At 70.3% G+C, this 14,465-nt stretch carries 11 protein-coding genes, 1 tRNA gene and 1 pseudogene; 8 read left to right on the plus strand and 5 right to left on the minus strand.

The window, feature by feature from the left end:
- Nucleotides 1-63: 63 nt before the first annotated feature.
- The gene (locus tag OG395_RS40745; RefSeq protein WP_327249773.1) at nt 64-306 is read left to right on the plus strand and encodes a hypothetical protein; all 243 of its coding nucleotides are present in this window, start codon (nt 64-66) and stop codon (nt 304-306) included.
- A 270-nt stretch (nt 307-576) separates the two neighbouring features.
- Nucleotides 577-738: pseudogene (locus OG395_RS40750) on the plus strand (exo-rhamnogalacturonan lyase family protein); the annotation flags it as partial.
- A 33-nt stretch (nt 739-771) separates the two neighbouring features.
- Here OG395_RS40750 and OG395_RS40755 read toward each other — a convergent pair.
- Nucleotides 772-3,267, minus strand: coding sequence for an SCO7613 C-terminal domain-containing membrane protein (locus OG395_RS40755; protein WP_327247398.1), 2,496 nt, complete (start codon nt 3,265-3,267; stop codon nt 772-774).
- An 84-nt stretch (nt 3,268-3,351) separates the two neighbouring features.
- Here OG395_RS40755 and OG395_RS40760 point away from each other — a divergent pair, with 84 nt between their 5' ends.
- Both OG395_RS40760 and OG395_RS40765 read left to right on the plus strand, forming a co-directional pair.
- Complete coding sequence (locus OG395_RS40760; RefSeq protein WP_327247399.1) at nt 3,352-3,798, plus strand: SRPBCC family protein; 447 nt, start codon at nt 3,352-3,354, stop codon at nt 3,796-3,798.
- 39 nt (nt 3,799-3,837) lie between these two features.
- A tRNA-Val gene (locus OG395_RS40765) sits at nt 3,838-3,909 on the plus strand.
- Nucleotides 3,910-3,987: 78 nt separating this feature from the next.
- Here OG395_RS40765 and OG395_RS40770 read toward each other — a convergent pair.
- The gene (locus OG395_RS40770) at nt 3,988-4,713 is read right to left on the minus strand and encodes a 3'-5' exonuclease (protein ID WP_327247400.1); all 726 of its coding nucleotides are present in this window, start codon (nt 4,711-4,713) and stop codon (nt 3,988-3,990) included.
- Nucleotides 4,714-4,906: 193 nt separating this feature from the next.
- On the opposite strand from OG395_RS40770, the gene OG395_RS40775 reads away from it, so the two are divergent.
- From OG395_RS40775 to thrS, 3 genes are all read left to right on the plus strand, one after another.
- On the plus strand, nt 4,907-5,473 hold the full coding sequence (locus tag OG395_RS40775; protein WP_266987877.1) for a DUF4365 domain-containing protein: 567 nt from the start codon (nt 4,907-4,909) through the stop codon (nt 5,471-5,473).
- The gene (locus OG395_RS40780) at nt 5,473-6,753 is read left to right on the plus strand and encodes a hypothetical protein (protein ID WP_327247401.1); all 1,281 of its coding nucleotides are present in this window, start codon (nt 5,473-5,475) and stop codon (nt 6,751-6,753) included. Before OG395_RS40775 ends, OG395_RS40780 begins: the two co-directional genes overlap by 1 nt.
- Before the next feature lie 138 nt (nt 6,754-6,891).
- A complete protein-coding gene (gene thrS / locus OG395_RS40785; RefSeq protein ID WP_327247402.1) occupies nt 6,892-8,868 on the plus strand; it encodes a threonine--tRNA ligase in 1,977 nt (658 codons plus the stop codon).
- Between the two features lie 28 nt (nt 8,869-8,896).
- Here thrS and OG395_RS40790 read toward each other — a convergent pair whose 3' ends face one another.
- Nucleotides 8,897-9,577, minus strand: coding sequence for a potassium channel family protein (locus tag OG395_RS40790; protein ID WP_327247403.1), 681 nt, complete (start codon nt 9,575-9,577; stop codon nt 8,897-8,899).
- 67 nt (nt 9,578-9,644) lie between these two features.
- Here OG395_RS40790 and OG395_RS40795 point away from each other — a divergent pair, with 67 nt between their 5' ends.
- Nucleotides 9,645-10,205: an HIT family protein gene (locus OG395_RS40795; RefSeq protein ID WP_327247404.1), complete on the plus strand. Its 561-nt coding sequence runs from the start codon at nt 9,645-9,647 to the stop codon at nt 10,203-10,205.
- A 105-nt stretch (nt 10,206-10,310) separates the two neighbouring features.
- On the opposite strand, the gene OG395_RS40800 is transcribed toward OG395_RS40795, so the two are convergent.
- Both OG395_RS40800 and OG395_RS40805 read right to left on the minus strand, forming a co-directional pair.
- The gene (locus OG395_RS40800) at nt 10,311-11,981 is read right to left on the minus strand and encodes a hypothetical protein (RefSeq protein WP_327249620.1); all 1,671 of its coding nucleotides are present in this window, start codon (nt 11,979-11,981) and stop codon (nt 10,311-10,313) included.
- Between the two features lie 147 nt (nt 11,982-12,128).
- A complete protein-coding gene (locus OG395_RS40805) occupies nt 12,129-14,354 on the minus strand; it encodes an elongation factor G-like protein EF-G2 (protein ID WP_327247405.1) in 2,226 nt (741 codons plus the stop codon).
- Between the last annotated feature and the right edge of the window lie 111 nt (nt 14,355-14,465).

Raw genomic sequence — 14,465 nt, forward strand, 5'->3', positions numbered from 1 at the left:
TGCGCACGTACGACGACAAGCGGGTTCTGCTCTATCTCAATTCCCAGGTGAAGGCCGGAAATCTTGGCATGGAGAACTTCCGGGCCGGACTTGGAGAAGGCGGGCGACGTCAACGGGAAGCTGCTCGGTGTCCCGGTCGGCGGTATCACCTTCGCCCATGTCTGCAACCCGGCCGAGTACAAGAAGGTCGGCGTCACGCCCGAGGAGGGCTGGACCTGGAAGCAGTACGACGAGGCCACCAAGAAGATCAGCGAAGGCGGCAAGCCGGCCGGTGACAGCGGCCCCGGCGGCATCATGCACCTCTAAGACCTGGTGCTGCGTCAGCAGGACAAGACGTTCTTCACCGAGGCCGACCTGACGAAGTGGTGGACCGACCACTACGACGGGACCGAGGCCGGGGTTCTCCACGACCCCGACGTCGGCACGATCACGGGATACGGCCGCGGAGTACTCCCCACCACCGAGCAGTTCGAGGCGTACGAGCCGTCCGGTGTCTCCGCCCGGATCGCGGAGTACATGAAGAAGGTCGCCGACGTCTTCGGGCCGAACGAACTGTGCGCCGAACTCATCGGCCTCGAATCCGCCTCGTGGAAGACGGAGAAGGTGAGCGGACCCGTCACCACCGTCGCCGGCAACGAGGCCAACTGGGTCCACACCAGCGACACCGCGCTGTACGGACTCGCCGCCATCGAGAATCTCGCACTCGTCGGCGACCGGATGCAGGACCTGAGGCGGTGAAGCAACGGGCCGGCCCACCGATCACGTGTTCCATCAGCGCATCCGGCCCAGGGCGTCCTTCAGCCGCCGCGCATCCCGCAGCCGCTGCTCGTACGTCGCCCCGACGACCAGCAGCAGCACACCCGCGAGCGCAGGCGGCAGCCAGCGCGGCAGCGCACCGACCACCTGAACCACATAGGGCGCCAGTTCGTGCAGGGCGTCCAACGCCAGCACCGCGCCGCCGAGCAGCAGCAGCGCCTGCAGCCGCAGCCGGGCCCCGGCGAGCGTGAGCACCAGCGCCACCACGCCGAGCAGCAGCGGCCGCACCCACGACGGGTCGGTCCAGGCCGCGACGAGACTCGGCACCAGCGTCGTCGCAAGCCCCGCCCCGTACGCCGTCCACGAGGACGCCGCCGGATCGCGGCGCCGCCGCACCACACCGATCACCAGCGCGGGCACCGTGACCGGCAGGGTGTACGCCTCCGGAGTGGACACCCCGGAAGCCGACAACCGCACCCACGTCGCCAGGACGAAGAGGACCGCCGCCACGTACCCGGCCGCCGGCCGCCGTTCCGCACGCACCGCCGTACCCGCCGCCAGCACCCCGCACAGCGCGAGCACCAGTGCCAGGTACGGCCTGTCCGGCGCGGCCATCCCGACCGCCACCGCACCCGCCACGGCGCCGGTCAGCTCGACCGGCAACGCCGGCGGGCCGCCCCGCAGCCGCGCCCCGAGCAGCACCGTCAGCGCGGGGACGACCAGCATGATCGGTGCGGCCCGGTACGTCTCGAGCTCCAGCGACACCCCGACGGCCCCGGCGAGCACCATCCCGCACACCACAGACGCACACGCCAGAGCACCCTGCACCACCCGGGCCGTCGGTGACCTCTCGGCACGCGTCGCCGCCGCGGCCGCAGCGAACAGCACCAGCAGGACCCCGAACACCGCATAGGTGGCCGGCTCCGCAGCCAGTGACAGCGCCCCCGCGCTCACCGCCCCGACCGCACCGCACACCAGCGCCGCCGGCGCCACCGGGCCCGCCCCACGACGCAACACCCGTACCGCCCCGGCGAGAAGCGCCGCGATCAGCAGCAACTGCACCACCACCGCAGCCGCGTACGGAGCGTCCAGTGCCACCGGCACCACCAGCAGCCCCGCCCACCCGATCACCAGCGCACCGGCCCCCGCCGCGACCCGCCACGATTCGCCCGGGGAGATCACCGCACCGGCCAGCCGCACCCACTGGGGCCACCAGTGGTGCGCCGCCCCCAGCAGACCGGCCACCACCAGCAGAATCACCGGCGCCGTGTACAGCTGCGACCACTGCGCACCCTCCAGCCCCAGCGCGCGGCGCGCACTGCCGTCCGGCGCACCCGACCACACCGGGGCCCGCCGCGACACTGGACCCGCCAGCGTCATGGCGGCCGCCGGCGCAGCCGCCAGCACCGCGCCCGCGACCACCGCGGCCGACGCCCACAGCACGCCCTGCCCGGCCGGACGCGGCAACGGAGCCCGTACCGCCGCACACAGCATCAGACCGCACAGCAGATACACCGGAACCGACCAGTCCTCGGCCACCCCCGCGCGCAGCACACCGCCCACAGCCGCGACCACCGCCAGCCCGGCCACCACTCCGCCGGCCACCGCGATCTCCTTCGGCGCCCGCCACACCGCGAACAGCGCGACCGCCGCTCCCACCAGCAACAGTGCCCCCGGGGCAACGGCGGAGAGGGGCGAACCAGCCGTCACCGACTCCACCAGCGCCACCAGCGCCCCGGAGAGCCCCGTCACGCATCCGCAGACGGACGCGGTCACCCGGACCCCAACGCCCTTGCCCCACCGGGCGATCGCGGAGTCCAGCATCGCCGTCAGCACCAGCGCCCAACCGAAGACCGAGGCCGACGCGCCCGCCGACCACGCCCACAGAACCAACGTGAACTGCACACTCACCACGGCCACCGGCAGCGGCAGACGAAGCTTGCCGAGTGCCAGGCCGTACGCCGTCCACAGCACGGCGAGCACCGCCGACGCGGCCGCGGTGAATCCGAGACCGTCCGTGTCCGGCGCCGCCACCGCGTGCAGCGCGTACGCGTCCAGCACCATCAGCACCAGAGCCAGCGCGCCGAGCGACTCGGCCGTCGACGACAGACCGCGGCGCAGCAACAGCGTGGGTGCGGCCGACGCCGCGACCGTCACCAGGGCGAGCACTGCCGAGCGGCCGCCTATCCCCAGATGACCCCAGCTGACCAGGGTGAACGCGATCGCCGCGATCGTCAGCAGCAGTCCGCCGAGACTCAGCAGCACATTCTGGGCGTTGCGCGGCGGGACCGGCGCACCGGGAGAGCCGAAGGGGGCCGCGGGCCACTGCGGATACGGCTGCGCCGGTCCGGAAGGCGCGGCGGACGCCGGTCCCGCAGACGCGGCCGGCGGCTGCAGGGCACTCACCAGCCAGGCACGACGGGTCAGCAGCTGCATCCGGCGGGCGTCCAGCCGGACCAGTTCGCGGTCGAGGAGCGCCAATTCCTCGGCGGGCGGCGGCACATGTTCCATGTCCGGGAGTGTGGCGCGGCCCACAGATGCGGACATGCGCTCGGATACTCAGGTCCGGGACTGAGTACGCGCAGACTGGGACCCATGGGCTGGAGCCACTACCGCTTTGTGAGCATCTGGGACGTAACCGCCCCGCCCGATGCCGTGTACGGAATCCTGGAACGCGCCGAGGAGTACCCGCAGTGGTGGCCGCAGGTTCGCGAGGTCACCTCGGTCGACGACACCACCGGAACCATGCGCATCCGCTCCGCCCTCCCGTACGACCTGGTCATGACCGTTCGCGCGAGCCGCCGCGACCCGGCTGCCGGAATCCTCGAAGTGACCCTCGACGGCGACCTCGACGGCTGGGCCCGCTGGACCGTCACCGCGCACGGCACCGGCAGCCGTGCCACGTACGAGCAGGAGGTCGAGGTGCGGCGGCGGAGCATGCGACTGCTCGCTGTGCCCGGACGCGCGGTGTTCCGGGTGAACCACACGCTGATGATGCGGGCGGGACGCCGCGGGCTGGCAGCGCGACTCGAAGGAGTTTGAACCACACCCACCGAGACCTGTATGGTTCAGTGCGTTCCCGGGCGATTAGCTCAGTGGGAGAGCGCTTCGTTCACACCGAAGAGGTCACTGGTTCGAAACCAGTATCGCCCACCCCGGGAGAGGCCGGTCCGTCAGCAGCAGCGACGGACCGGCCTCTGCGTATCCGGAACCACCCCCGGGCGTCCGGGATCACGCAGCGGCGGGCAGTTCAGGACGCAGCGGCCAGGCCGGATCCACCACCTCCGGCGTCCCGCTCTTCGCGAACCACGCCTGCAGACCGCGCGCCTGCGCCGCATGCCACACCGCCTGCAGCGCGTGCAGCTCCGCCGGGGACAGCCGCTCCAGCCGCGACGAGAAGCGCCGCCCCACCGCCCGTACCAGCTCCAGCGACGCCGCCGCGTCGGCCGCCGCGTCATGAGCGCCGTCCAGCACCACCTCGTACAGCGCACAGAGATCGGTGAGCGTGCGCCGTCCCTTGCGGTAGCGGTCCAGGTGCTTGTCCAGCACCCGGGGATCCAGCACGCACAGCGGCGTGTTCCCCAGATAGCCGGCCAGTGACGACGCCCGGTGCCGCTTCAGCTCCCGGTCGAGCAGCGTCAGATCGAACGGCGCGTTCATCACGACGAGCGGGCGCCCCGCCGCGCACTGTTCGGCCAGCGCCCGGGCTATCTCCTCCACCACGGGCGCGGGCCACCGGCCGTTGCGCTGCAGATGGTCATCGGTCAGACCGTGGATCTCGGTCGCCCCCACGGGCACCGGAACCCCCGGATTCACCAGCCAGCGGGTGACGCGCATGCGCCCGCCCGCCGCGTCCTGGACGACCAGGGCGGCCGAAACGATCCGGTCCTCCTCGACGTCCACTCCCGTTGTCTCGGTGTCAAAAGCGGCCAGCGGCCCGTCGTACCAGTGACTCATCCCCGAACTCCTCGTGCCTGACCGGCAGATGGCGTGATTCCCCTGCCCGATTCGGTGATACCCGCGCCCTTTGCCTGATACGCCGTTTGCGGACCGCTCGCTGCGGTGACAACACAGAGGACAGGCAAGGAAGTTGCCTGAGGACGCACCGACCGACCAACCGATCGGCACAGCCCGGAAGGCATACGGAGCCATGGCGCTCGCGCAGCCCGACCCGAGCGGGCTGTTGCCCCAGCGGATCGCTCCGCTGCGCGGCACACTCGCCACCACCGCCTGCATGGAGACCCTTCAGGTGGGCTACCTGCACGCGGTCGCGGCCGCGGCGGGATGCTCCCTGTCGCAGCCCTTTCCCGACAACGGCATCGACTGGCATGTCAGCCACGGCGCCCCCGGCCACACCGTCGACGACGAGGTGACCATCAAGGTGCAGCTCAAGTGCACCTACCAGATACCGCCGCACCCACCCGGACCGACGTTCGCCTTCACGCTGGACAACGCCCACCTCGTGAAGCTCGCCCGGACGCCCGTGTCGGTGCACAAGATCCTGGTCGTGATGCTCGTACCGCGCAGCCAGGACGACTGGCTGCGCGCCGGGCACGAACGGCTCGACCTGCGGCACTGCTGCTACTGGACCAACCTGGCCGGCCACGCGGTGACAGGCCGGCACAGGACCACTGTGCGGATCCCGACCACGCGCATATTCGACGACCGTGCGCTCTGCGAGATCATGACGCGGGTCGGGGCGGGAGGGAGACCCTGATGCACCGGCCGATGGACGAGCCCGCCGACAGCACGATCCCGTCGGGCACGCGACCACACCCCAGCGAGACCGTGACCCACTGGCCCACCGCCCTGCCACCCCTCGGGGGCATCCCCGACCCCGCCCGCGTCGATCCCGCGGTCCTCGGCGCCCTGCTCGACCGGCACGGCTGGCACCGCCGCGGCGGTGCGGCCGGACGCTACAGCCGATGGACCCCACCGGGGGCCGCGGCACCCTCCGGCGGCACGAGCCTCCTCGTACCCGACACCACCGCCTTCCCCGACAGCGAGGACCTGCTCGGCGAAGCACTCACGGCGCTCGCCCGCAGCGCCGCCCCCTCTGCCCGCGACGTGCTGGTTTCCCTCGCTGTGCCCAGCGACGAGATCCGCTGGTGGCGCGATGTCCCCGACGGCGCCGCCGGTCCCGCGGGCGCCGCCGGAGCGGCCGGCTGGACCGCCGCGGAGCAGCTGCGCGCCGCGGCCCGGCAGATCCTGCTCGCCGGAGCGCTCGCCGTACGGGCCCGTACCGGGTTCCACGGCGCGCGCCACCGCCGAAGGGCCCTCGCCGCGCTCGAAGGCATCCTCGTCGGACCCGCACCGGGTGGCCGCGACCTCACTGCCTGTCTCCCCGTCGAAACCGGCCGGGCCGTCGCCGTACAGCTCTGCCACGCCTTGCACGCCACCCGCGAAGCCATCGACTTCCAGCGCGCCACCGGAGGCATGGAAGCCTTCGACAGCGCCGTCGAGGCAGGCGTCAGCCGTGAGCTGACCGAGGCCGTCATCGCGCTGGTCCGCGGCTCGGAGGGAGCCAGGATCTCTCTCGCCTGGGCACCAGCCGCAGGAACCCCCGAAGGCTGCCCCGCCCGGCCCGAACCGGTGGAGTTCTCGCCGGGCGACCTGCCCGCCCTGCGCCGGGCGGGAGCCCGCTACCAGCAGGACGAACCCGCCGTGGCGGTCCGGATCACCGGCGCGGTCGTCCGGCTGCGCCGCTCGGGACCGCGCGGCGCGGGAATCGTGCGGTTGAGGGTGCTGGCGGGGGCCGAGGTGCCACACGTACGGCTGGAGCTCGACGAGGAGGCGTACCGGATCGCGGGCCACGCCCACCTCGTCGGACTGCCGATCCGGGTGGAGGGGCGACTGGAGAGCCGGGGAGGCTTCCGGCGGCTGACCCGGGCCTCGCAGGTGGTGCCCGTACAGGTCGACGAGGCGGAACGGGACCGGCTGATGAAATCGCTCCAGGAGAACGTCGACTACTTCGAGGAGGCATGCACGGGCGAATAGCCGGAATGAGGGGTCCGGCACGGTGCCCGCCGACTGCCGGAACGAACCCTTTCGCTAAGGGGGGCGTCGGCTCGGTACGATTCCTCTTGCGTGCGCAGTGGAATATGGCGCGCACCCCCCTTCAGTCAGGAGAGACCGGTGTCAGACGTCCGTGTGATCATCCAACGCGATTCCGAGCGGGAAGAGCGCGTGGTGACGACGGGCACTACGGCTGCCGAGCTCTTCCCCGGCGAGCGCACCGTCGTCGCCGCCCGGGTTGCCGGTGAGCTGAAGGACCTCGCATACGTCGTCGCCGACGGCGAGGTCGTCGAGCCCGTCGAGATCTCCTCCGAGGACGGCCTGAACATCCTCCGGCACTCCACCGCGCACGTCATGGCGCAGGCCGTGCAGGAGCTCTTCCCCGAGGCCAAGCTGGGCATCGGCCCGCCGGTCAAGGACGGCTTCTACTACGACTTCGACGTCGAGAAGCCGTTCACGCCCGAGGACCTCAAGGCCATCGAGAAGAAGATGCAGGAGATCCAGAAGCGGGGACAGCGGTTCTCCCGCCGGGTCGTCACCGACGAGGCCGCCCGTGAGGAGCTGGCCGACGAGCCGTACAAGCTGGAGCTCATCGGCATCAAGGGTGCCGCCTCCACCGACGACGGCGCGGATGTCGAGGTGGGCGGCGGCGAGCTGACCATCTACGACAACCTCGACGCCAAGACCGGTGACCTGTGCTGGAAGGACCTCTGCCGCGGTCCGCACCTGCCGACCACCCGGAACATCCCGGCGTTCAAGCTGATGCGGAACGCCGCGGCGTACTGGCGGGGCAGCGAGAAGAACCCGATGCTCCAGCGCATCTACGGCACCGCCTGGCCCACCAAGGACGAGCTCAAGGCGCACTTGGAGTTCCTGGAGGAGGCCGCCAAGCGCGACCACCGCAAGCTCGGCAACGAGCTGGACCTCTTCTCCTTCCCCGACGAGATCGGCCCCGGCCTCGCCGTCTTCCACCCCAAGGGCGGCATCATCCGCCGGGCCATGGAGGACTACTCGCGCAAGCGGCACGAGGAGGAGGGCTACGAGTTCGTCTACTCGCCGCACGCCACCAAGGGCAAGCTCTTCGAGAAGTCCGGCCACCTGGACTGGTACGCCGAAGGCATGTATCCGCCCATGCAGCTCGACGACGGGGTGGACTACTACCTCAAGCCGATGAACTGCCCCATGCACAACCTGATCTTCGACGCGCGTGGCCGTTCCTACCGTGAACTGCCGCTGCGTCTCTTCGAGTTCGGCACGGTGTACCGCTACGAGAAGTCGGGTGTGGTGCACGGTCTGACCCGTTCGCGCGGCTTCACGCAGGACGACGCGCACATCTACTGCACCAAGGAGCAGATGGCGGAGGAGCTCGACAAGACGCTCACCTTCGTCCTGAACCTGCTGCGCGACTACGGTCTGACCGACTTCTACCTGGAGCTGTCCACCAAGGACCCGGAGAAGTTCGTCGGCTCGGACGAGGTCTGGGAAGAGGCCACCGAGACGCTGCGCCAGGTTGCCGAGAAGCAGGGGCTGCCCCTGGTTCCGGACCCGGGCGGCGCCGCGTTCTACGGCCCGAAGATCTCGGTCCAGTGCAAGGACGCCATCGGCCGCACCTGGCAGATGTCGACCGTGCAGCTCGACTTCAACCTCCCGGAGCGCTTCGACCTGGAGTACACCGGTCCCGACGGGACCAAGCAGCGCCCGGTCATGATCCACCGCGCCCTGTTCGGCTCCATCGAGCGGTTCTTCGCCGTGCTGCTGGAGCACTACGCGGGTGCGTTCCCGGTCTGGCTGGCCCCGGTCCAGGCGGTCGGCATCCCGATCGGCGACGCGCACATCCCGTACCTCCAGGAGTTCGCTGCGCAGGCCAGGAAGAAGGGCCTGCGGGTCGAGGTGGACGCCTCCTCGGACCGGATGCAGAAGAAGATCCGCAACCAGCAGAAGGCCAAGGTGCCCTTCATGATCATCGCGGGTGATGAGGACATGGCCAACGACGCCGTCTCCTTCCGCTACCGGGACGGATCGCAGGAGAACGGCATCCCGGTCGAGGAAGCCCTCGCCAAGATCCAGAAGGCCGTCGAGGACCGCGTCCAGGTCTGATCCGACCGACAGGGAGGCCCCCGGAGCGCTAACCGCGCTCCGGGGGCCTCTTCTCGTCCTCCCGGGTGAACACCTGCACCAGCCACGACGAGAACGAACCCGTCACTGCCCCCAGCAGTGCCAGACCACCGACCATCAGTCCCACCGCGATGGTCCTGCCGCTCGGCGTGACCGGCGCGACGTCCCCGTATCCGACCGTGGTGAGCGTCGAGCACGCCCACCACACCGCGTCGCCGAACGTCCGGATCGTGGCGCCCGGAGCCATGTGTTCCTGGTGGTACACGGCGAGCGCGGCCGAGAATCCGAGCAGCAGGGCGGTGATACCGGCGTAGCTGATCACGCGGGCGTACAGGCTCAGCCGCGGCTGCTCCCGCTGCCGCTGGATCGCTGTGTAGACCTGGATCAGACGCAACGGCCTCAGCAGCGGGAGCACCAGCACCACCGTGTCCAGCCAGTGGGTTCGCAGGAAGCGGAGACCCTGGCCGCTGAGCCGGATCCGTACGACATAGTCCGCCGCGAAGAGGAGCCAGGTGGCGACGACCAGGGCCAGGGCGAGGCCACGCCACGGCTGGGCGTTCTCGGGAACGAGGACGCGGACCGCGTACCCGAGGAGGAAGAACAGCGACGCGACTAAGAGCGGCACCTCCGTGCGCTGCTCCCAGCGCCTGAACCGGAGAGGGACGGAGGAGTCCGCGGGCTGGTCGCTCATGGCCTCAGGATCGTCGTCCGGCGACGGGGGCGGCCCCCGGCGACACGCTCCGCAGGAGTGAAGCAATATGCTGATCTGCATGACGACTGAGCCGGAGCAGCAGATCGGAGTGGGAACGCCCGACGCGTTCCAGCGCCTGTGGACGCCTCACCGGATGGCGTACATCCAGGGTGAGAACAAGCCGACCGGCCCGGAGGCCGGCGACGGCTGTCCGTTCTGCGCGATCCCGGCGAAGTCGGACGAGGACGGACTCATCGTGGCGCGCGGCGAGAAGGTCTATGCCGTGCTGAACCTGTATCCGTACAACGGCGGACATCTGATGGTGGTGCCGTACCGGCATGTCGCCGACTACACGGAGCTGGACGGTCCGGAGACGCTGGAGCTGGCCGACTTCACCAAGCGGGCGATGACGGCGCTGCGGGCGGCCTCGGGGGCGCACGGTTTCAATATCGGGATGAATCAGGGAACGGTGGCGGGCGCCGGCATCGCCGCGCATCTCCATCAGCACCTGGTGCCGCGCTGGGGCGGTGACACCAACTTCATGCCGGTCGTCGGTCACACGAAGGTGCTGCCGCAGCTTCTCGCGGATACCCGGAAGATGCTGGCCGAGGCCTGGCCCGCGGCCTGAGAGCCTGTCGGGCGGCCGCCCGATCAGAGGTCACCCGACAGGCTCTGAGCCGAGCAGTACGAGTACGAGGCGCCCGGGAGGTCCCGGGCGCCTCTTCCGTCTGCCCTACGCGTCGTACAGGTCGGCCTTCTTGGGGATCGGGTCCTGCACCAGTCCGCTGAGGATCATGGACCGGTTGTCGAAGCGCTCCGTGTCGACGCCGTTCTCGTCCAGAACGCGCATGGCCGCGTTGTGCACGGCACGCAGGACGGGGGTGGCGGCGCGCATCGCGTCGTCCGCCATGAAGCGGTGACGCCACGGCTTCTCGGCCCAGGCGTGGCGCAGGCCGAAGGGCTCCGGGAGGGTGATCTTGCCGCCCAGGTAGTCGAGGAGCGGCGGGTACCAGGTGAAGGGGGCGCGCAGGGCGAGACGGACTACTTCCTTGGACTCCACCAGCGGGAGAGTGATCTTGCGGGTCTCCCAGAATCTGACGGTCTTGTTGACCGTCTTCGTCCTGGCCTCGGGCTTGCTCGTGAAGAGCGAGTGGACGGGGCCGAGGGCGTGCCCGGTGACCTCGATCCGGAGCGTCTCGTGGAGCACCGTGACGGTGATCATCATGGTGATGACCAGCTGACCGTCCCAGAGGGTGAACTGGACTCCCAGATAGTGGCGGTCGCCGCTGCCGAACTGCTGGTGGTTGCAGATGCGCTGTATCTCGTGCGGCTTGACCTGGAAGGTGGCGACGTCCTCGCCCTCCGGACGGGAGACCGAGTCGGCGTTCTCACCGACGGGCGAGACGATCCAGTGGGTGACCGAGGGCGTGGTGAATCCGCCGGTGTGAAGCGGTCCGCGTTCCAGCTGCTTGAGCTGGTCGTGGATGACGCGAATCAGGTCCCAGCTGCGGAACTGATGGAACTCCTTGCCGGGTTCCTTGGAGACGAGTTCCTCGGCGAGCTGCCAGCTGCCCCAGCGGGTGCCCATGCCGAGGATGCCCTTGGGACCGGCATAGAAGACGCAGTTGGACTGCTGTTCGGCCGACAGCTTCTCCAGGCCCTGGCGCAGCGCCTCGCGGGCGGTCTCGCTGGGATTCTTCGGCACGGCCTCGGGGATCTTGGCGATGACCCCTCCGCCGGAGAGCAGCCCCTCCCAGCGGGCGCGCATGTCCTTGGCGGAGGTCTCGGCGATCCGTTTGGCGATCAGCCAGCCGATGACGGGGGCGACGATCATCGCGCGCAGGTACAGCGCGAGGAGACCGTCGACCGGCAGTTTGATCAGGAAGATCAGGGCCACGATGCCGATGACGGGGAGCAGGGCCATGCCGAGGGCGCTGAGGGCCTTGTCCTTGGTGGAGCCCAGGCCGTCGCGGAGGCGGAACGCGAGGACCCACAGGAGCAGTCCGGGCAGGAAGAGGAAGCCGAAGAGCACGGTGACCAGGGTCAGTTTGGTGTCCCGGGCCTTGCGGAGGCGGGTCGCGGACAGGCAGTGCTCGACGACGGTCTGCGGGTCGGTGCCGAAGGACTGGATGAGGGCCTTGCGGGCGCCGCCCAGCATCCGTTCCTGGACGGCGCGGGAGAAGGCCTCGCCGAGGTTGGGGGTGAAGTATTTGCTCTTGAAGAGCTTGGACCGGCCCTCCTCGATCTTGGACTTGTGCCACTCGCTGTCGGCCTTGAGGATGTCTGCCACCGGGCTGTCGCGGTATGCGGCGGAGGCGAGGGCGTTCGTCGCCACCGCCTGTCCGGCCGCCCCCTGGAGCGGGATCTGCGCTCCGGGAGAGAAATCGAATCCGTCGTTGGCCACTGTCGCCCCCACTTGCCGCCAAGGAACCGCTCCTGCGGCTGTTTCCCAACTGCCGTGCCCGGCACACCTTCTGAGCTGGGACCACAGCGTATCGTCCGGATCGGAGCCCCGCCCGACCCTGTGGACAAGGTCGGGCGGGGCCGCAGACTAGGCGCCGTTCGTGGTGTTTTCCTGCTGTTCGCGGAGGCGATCGGCGAGCTGTGGTGGCATCGGTTCGTGCCGGGCGTACGACCGGTCGAACCGGCCGGTGCCGTGCGACAGGGAGCGCAGGTCGATCGCGTACCGGCCGATCTCCAGCTCGGGGACCTCGGCCCGCACGAGCGTGCGCCCCGCCCCTGACTGCTCGGTGCCGACCACCCGGCCGCGGCGCCCCGACAGATCGCTCATGACCGGCCCCACGTAGTCGTCGGGGACGAGAACCTGGACCTCGGAGACAGGTTCGAGGAGTTGGATCCGGGTCTCCGCGGCCGCTTCGCGAAGGGCCAGTGCGCCCGCCGCCTGGAACGCCGCGTCGGACGAGTCCACGGAGTGGGCCTTTCCGTCCCGCAGGGTGATCCGCACGTCGACCAGGGGGTGGCCGGCCGCCACTCCGCGGGCGGCCTGGGCACGTATCCCCTTCTCCACGGAGGGGATGAACTGGCGGGGTACGGCTCCGCCGACCACCTTGTCGACGAATTCGATGCCCGAACCGGGTGGCAGCGGTTCCACCTCGATCTCGCAGATGGCGTACTGGCCGTGGCCGCCGGACTGTTTGACGTGCCGTCCGCGGCCGCTCGACGGGCCGGCGAACGTCTCGCGCAGGGACACCTTGTGGGAGACGGCGTCGACCTGTACCCCGTACCGGGTACGCAGCCGGTCCAGTGCCACGTCCTGATGGGCCTCGCCGAGGCACCACAGAACCACCTGATGGGTGTCCTGGTTCTGTTCGAGGCGCATGGTCGGGTCCTCGGCGACGAGCCGTGCGAGCCCCTGGGAGAGCTTGTCCTCGTCCGCCTTGCTGTGGGCCTCGATGGCCAGTGGCAGCAGCGGGTCGGGCATGGACCAGGGCTCCATCAGCAGCGGATCCTCCGGAGCCGAGAGGGTGTCCCCGGTCTCGGCGCCGCCCAGTTTGGCGACGCAGGCCAGGTCTCCGGCGATGCAGCTGGTCAGGGCGCGCTGCTGCTTGCCGAACGGGGCGGACAGCGCGCCGACGCGGACCTCTGCCTCATGGACGGGACGGGGTTCGTGGCCGGGGTCGGTGAGTCCGTGGCCGAGGACGTGGATCGTTTCGTCGGGGCGCAGCGTGCCGGAGAAGACGCGGACCAGGGAGACACGGCCGACGTACGGGTCGGAGGCCGTCTTGACGACTTCGGCGACCAGCGGTCCGTCGGGGTCGCAGGACGGGGCGGGGCGGAGGGCGCCGCCCGGCGTGGTGACAGCGGGCAGCGGGCGCTCCAGGGGGGTCGGGAAGCCCCCGGTGATCAGATCCAGGAGTTCGACCGTACCGATGCCCTGGCGCCCGTCCTCGCCGGCGGGCGCCGCCGTGAGGACGGGGTGGAAGGCGTCGCGGGCGACGGCGCGCTCCAGATCGTCGATCAGAGTCTTGATGTCGATGTCCTCGCCACCGAGGTACCGGTCCATCAGGGTCTCGTCCTCGCTCTCGGCGATGATCCCTTCGATCAGCCGGTTGCGGGCGTCCTGGAGCGGTGCGTGCTGGTCGTCGGCGGGCGGGGTCTCTTTCCGTTCGCCGGAGGAGTAGTCGAAGACACGCTGCGTGAGGAGTCCGGTGAGTCCGGTCAGCAGGGCGTGCCCGTCCGGGCCCTCGGGGCCGAGCACGGGCAGATAGAGCGGCAGTACGGCGTCGGGGTCGTCGCCCCCGAAGATCTCGCCGCAGACGCGGGTCATCTCGTCGAAGGACGTGCGGGCGGTGTCGAGGTGCGTGACGACGATGGCGCGCGGCATGCCGACGGCGGCGCACTCCTCCCACACGGCGCGGGTGGTGCCCGCCACGGCGTCGGCCTCCTGGGCCGCCGAGACAACGAAAAGGGCCGCGTCCGCTGCCCGCAGACCGGCCCTGAGTTCCCCGACGAAGTCGGCGTATCCGGGGGTGTCCAGCAGATTGATCTTGTACCCGCCCCATTCCACGGGGACCAGGGAGAGTTGTACGGAGCGTTGCTGGCGGTGTTCGATCTCGTCGTAGTCGGAGACCGTGCCGCCGTCCTCGACCCGGCCGGCCCGGTTGACCGCTCCAGCGGTCTGCGCGAGGGCCTCGACGAGGGTGGTCTTGCCCGATCCGCTGTGGCCGACCAGCACCACGTTCCGTATGGAGGAGGGCCGATCGGCCGTTGCTGCTCTGCCGGCGGCCCCGGTGTGTGCATGTGCCTTGTCGCCCATGATGTGCCTCCCGGTGGGGTGCGCTGTGCGGGGAGATTGCCTGGCGCGGTGAGGGGAGAAGGAGGGCGCGGGCACGAGGAGCCGCTGCGGCGGCTACGACGACGCCCGCGG

The organism is Streptomyces sp. NBC_01320 (assembly GCF_035974375.1).
Taxonomy (GTDB): Bacteria; Actinomycetota; Actinomycetes; order Streptomycetales; family Streptomycetaceae; genus Streptomyces; species Streptomyces yanii.

Bases quoted from the DNA above. Each gene is read 5' to 3' on its own strand.
- OG395_RS40775 (WP_266987877.1), top strand. From the start codon at position 4,907: ATGGCGCTCGCGCAGCCCGACCCGAGCGGGCTGTTGCCCCAGCGGATC.
- OG395_RS40755 (WP_327247398.1), bottom strand. From the start codon at position 3,267: ATGGAACATGTGCCGCCGCCCGCCGAGGAATTGGCGCTCCTCGACCGC.
- OG395_RS40760 (WP_327247399.1), top strand. From the start codon at position 3,352: ATGGGCTGGAGCCACTACCGCTTTGTGAGCATCTGGGACGTAACCGCC.
- OG395_RS40780 (WP_327247401.1), top strand. From the start codon at position 5,473: ATGCACCGGCCGATGGACGAGCCCGCCGACAGCACGATCCCGTCGGGC.
- OG395_RS40805 (WP_327247405.1), bottom strand. From the start codon at position 14,354: ATGGGCGACAAGGCACATGCACACACCGGGGCCGCCGGCAGAGCAGCA.
- OG395_RS40770 (WP_327247400.1), bottom strand. From the start codon at position 4,713: ATGAGTCACTGGTACGACGGGCCGCTGGCCGCTTTTGACACCGAGACA.
- OG395_RS40790 (WP_327247403.1), bottom strand. From the start codon at position 9,577: ATGAGCGACCAGCCCGCGGACTCCTCCGTCCCTCTCCGGTTCAGGCGC.
- OG395_RS40795 (WP_327247404.1), top strand. From the start codon at position 9,645: ATGCTGATCTGCATGACGACTGAGCCGGAGCAGCAGATCGGAGTGGGA.